At 71.2% G+C, this 4,156-nt stretch carries 1 protein-coding gene; it reads left to right on the top strand.

Features of this window, described 5'->3' with window-relative positions:
• Positions 1–22 precede the first annotated feature (22 nt).
• The coding region (locus tag LCH29_RS43530) for an SDR family NAD(P)-dependent oxidoreductase (protein ID WP_446467215.1) at positions 23–4,156 on the top strand (4,134 nt) is incomplete at its 3' end.

Below are 4,156 nucleotides of genomic sequence, written 5' to 3'. Positions count from 1 at the left end.
CACCGGCGCACCGCACCCGGCGGTGGTCTGCCCCGGAGGCGCTGCGAGCGTCTCGGGCCAGACGGTGTTCTTGTTCAGCGGACAGGGCAGCCAACGTCCCGGCATGGGCGCGGAACTGTACGACCGCTTCCCCGTCTTCGCCGAAGCCTTCGACGANGTCTGCACCCTCCTCGACCCCCACTTGGAGCAGCCGCTCCGGGACGTCGTCTTCAGCCAGGNCCCNGAGCAGGCGCAGCTGCTGGACCACACCACCTACGCCCAAGCCGGACTCTTCGCCCTCCACATCGCCCTCACCCGACTTCTGNCCTCCACCGGCATCACCCCGGACGCCGTNATCGGCCACTCCATCGGAGAAGTCGCCGCCGCCCACATCGCCGGTGTCTTCGACCTCCCCGACGCCTGCCGCCTGGTGGCCGCCCGCGCCACNCTCATGGGCGGACTCCCNGNNGGNGGNGGCATGGCCACCATCGCCGCCACCCCCGANGAACTCGCCGAAGACCTCGCCGCGACCGACGAACAGGTCGGCATCGCCGCCCTCAACACCCCCACCAACACCGTCGTCTCAGGCCCCATCGCGCTCGTTACGCAGATCGCGGCGGCCTGGGCCGAACGCGGCCGCAAGACGCGACTGCTCACCGTCAGCCACGCCTTCCACTCACCGCTGATGGACCCCATCCTCGAACCCTTCACCCAGGCCATCAGCAACCTGACCTATCACCAGCCCACCATTCCCCTCATCAGCAACCTCACCGGACAACCCGCCGATGAGGAGATCGCCACCCCGGGCTACTGGGCCCAGCACATCCGTCAGCCCGTCCACTTCCACCCCGCCATCACCCACACCGCACCCGACACCGGTACGTACCTCGAACTCGGCCCCGACCCCGTCCTGACCACGGCCGTCCCACACACCCTCCACCGCACCGAGCACCCCACCACCCCTCTCCTCACCGCCACCCTCAACCGCAAGCAACCCGAAGTCCGGGCGTTCGCCACCGCCTTGGCACGGCTCCAGACCGCTGGGCTCGACGTCGACTGGGCTCCTTGGTTCCCCACCGACCCGGCGCCGCGGCTTGTCGCGTTGCCGACGTACGCCTTCCAGCACCAGCGCTTCTGGCTCGCCCCACCCGATGCCCGTACCAGCGGCGCCCGCGTGGGGGCGGACCCGGCCGAGGCACAGCTGTGGCACGCCATCGAAGAGCTGGACGTCGACGCCCTCACCAGCACGCTCCAGCTGGAGAAGAACAGCCCCGGCATCGACGCGCTCCTACCCGCGCTCCCCGTCCTGTCGGCGTGGCGGCGGCGGCACCGCGAGCAGGCGGTCATCGACTCATGGCGCTACCGGACCACCTGGCAGCAACTGCCCGACGCGACTACGGCGGCCCTGAGCGGCACCTGGTTGGTGGTCATGCCCGTCGGCCAGGAGGACCACTCCGCGGTCCGGACCGTCGTCCAGGCGCTTCAGTCCCATGGTGCCGTCGCGTCCGTCCACGCGCTCCCCGCGGAAGGTCTGCGGCGCGATGTCCTCTCCGAGCAACTGACCCGGTGGGCCGAGGATGAGCCGATCGCGGGTGTGCTCAGCCTGCTCGCCCTCGACACCGCGGCACACACCGCACACTCCGCCGTCCCCGCCGGGCTCGTCGGCACCGTCACCCTGCTCCAGGCGCTCGGCGACACCGGTATCGCCGCTCCCCTGTGGTGCCTCACACAGGGCGCGGTCGCCACCAGCCGTACGGACCCGCTCCCCCACCCGGGCCAGGCCCAGGTCTGGGGGCTGGGCCGGGTGGCCGCCCTCGAACACCCGCAACGGTGGGGTGGCCTCATCGATATGCCCACCACCGTGACCCACCACACCGCCGGTCGACTGGCCGCGCTGCTGGCCCCCGGACAGCCCGAGGACCAGGCCGCGATCCGCACCACCGGCGCCTACGCCCGCCGCCTGGGCCACGCCGCTCCCGCATCGTCCGCGAAGCCCGCTCCCTGGCGGCCGACCGGGACGACGCTCATCACCGGCGGCACCGGTGGGCTCGGCGCCCACATCGCCCGCTGGCTCGCCCGCGAGCGCGCGCCTCATCTCCATCTCATCAGCCGGTCCGGCCCCGACGCGCCGGGGGCGGACCAGCTCAGCGAAGAACTCGTCGCTCTGGGTGCCTCGGTCACCATCTCCGCATGCGACGTCTCGAACCGTGCCGCGCTGCAACACCTCATCGACTACGTCCCCGCCGAACACCCCCTGACCACCGTCGTCCACACTGCCGGAACCATGGACCTCGGCCCGATCGCCGAGCTGGACCCCGAGCGGTTGCAGTACGTGCTGCACTCCAAGGCGCTGGCCGCCACTCATCTGCACGAGATCACCCGGGACCTGGGGCTCGACGCCTTCGTACTCTTCTCGTCGAACGCCGCGACCTGGGGCAGCGGGCAGCAGGCCGCCTATGCCGCGGCGAACGCGTACCTCGACGCCCTCGCCGAACACCGCCGGGCCCATGGACTCCCCGCCACCAGCATCGCCTGGGGCCCGTGGAGCGAGGCGGGCATGGCCGCCGACGACAACACGCTCGCTCATCTCAGGCGGCGTGGTCTCTCCCCGCTGACCACCGACCTGGCCATCAAGTCCCTGCACCACGCCCTGACGCACGACGACACCACGGTCACGGTGGCCGATGTCGACTGGGAGCGGTTCTCCAGCGCCTTCACCGCGCAGCGCCCGAGCCCGTTCCTCACCCCCGTGACGGCGCGAACCGTGGCGGACGCCACCACCACCACCGCACCGTCCGCCGCGGTCACTCCGCTGCGGCAGCAGCTCGCCGCCGCCACGGCGGACCAACAGCAGCAGCTCCTGGTCCGCCACATCCAGTCCCTCGCCGCCACCGTCCTCGGCCATGCCGGTCTCGACGCGGTTCCACCCACGCAGCCCTTCCAGGAGCTGGGCTTCGACTCGCTCACCGCCGTCGAGCTGCGCAATCAGCTCGTCGCCACCACCGGTCTGGAACTCGCCCCCGCCCTCGTCTTCGACCATCCCACGCCGAGCGCGCTCGCCACGTATGTGCGCGCCGAACTCACCGGTCAGAAAGCCGTTGTCGCTACGTATACGTCCTCCTTAGCCGCTGACGACGAGCCCATCGCGATCATCGGCATGGCCTGCCGCTACCCCGGCGGAGTGCGCTCCCCGGAGGAGCTGTGGAAGCTGGTCGCCGAGAGCCGGGACGCCGTCGCTGCGATGCCCACCGACCGGCACTGGGACCTGGACACGCTCTTCGATCCCGACCCGGAGCGTCTGGGCACCAGCTATGCGCGGGAGGGCGGCTTCCTGTACGACGCGGCCGCGTTCGACGCTGCGTTCTTCGGCATCAGCCCGCGCGAAGCACTCGCCATGGACCCCCAACAGCGGCTGCTCCTCGAAACCGCGTGGGAGACCTTCGAAAGCGCCGGACTCGACCGCGACACGCTCAGCGGCAGCAACACCGGCGTCTTCGCGGGCGGTACCTATCAGGGCTACGGCGCGGTCGGAAGCTCGTCGGCCCAGGAGGTCGAGGGTTATCTCCTCGCGGGCGGCACCCCGAGCGTGATGTCGGGGCGGGTGGCGTACACCTTCGGTCTGGAGGGACCGGCGGTCACGGTGGACACGGCGTGCTCGTCGTCGCTGGTGGCCATGCATCTGGCCGCCCAGGCGCTACGGCAGGGCGAATGCACCCTCGCCCTGGCCGGCGGGGTGACGGTGATGGCCACCCCGACCACCTTCATCGAGTTCTCCCGTCAGCGCGGTCTGGCGGCCGACGGGCGCTGCAAGCCCTTCGCCTCGGCGGCCGACGGCACGGGCTGGGGCGAAGGAGCCGGACTTCTGCTGCTGGAACGGCTGTCGGACGCCCGGCGCAACGGCCACCGGGTACTGGCGCTCGTACGGGGATCCGCAGTCAACCAGGACGGCACCAGCAACGGCCTGACCGCGCCGAACGGGCCCTCCCAGCAGCGAGTCATCGGCCAGGCACTCGCCAACGCCCATCTCTCGCCCGCCGAGGTCGATGTGGTGGAGGGACACGGCACCGGTACGACGCTCGGCGACCCGATCGAGGCGCAGGCGTTGCTGGCCACGTACGGACAGGAGCGTCCGGAGGGCCGTCCGCTGTGGCTCGGCTCCATCAAGTCCAACATCGGG

Source organism: Streptomyces sp. BRA346, from assembly GCF_052851135.1.
This window is presented reverse-complemented; position numbering and strand designations above follow the sequence as displayed.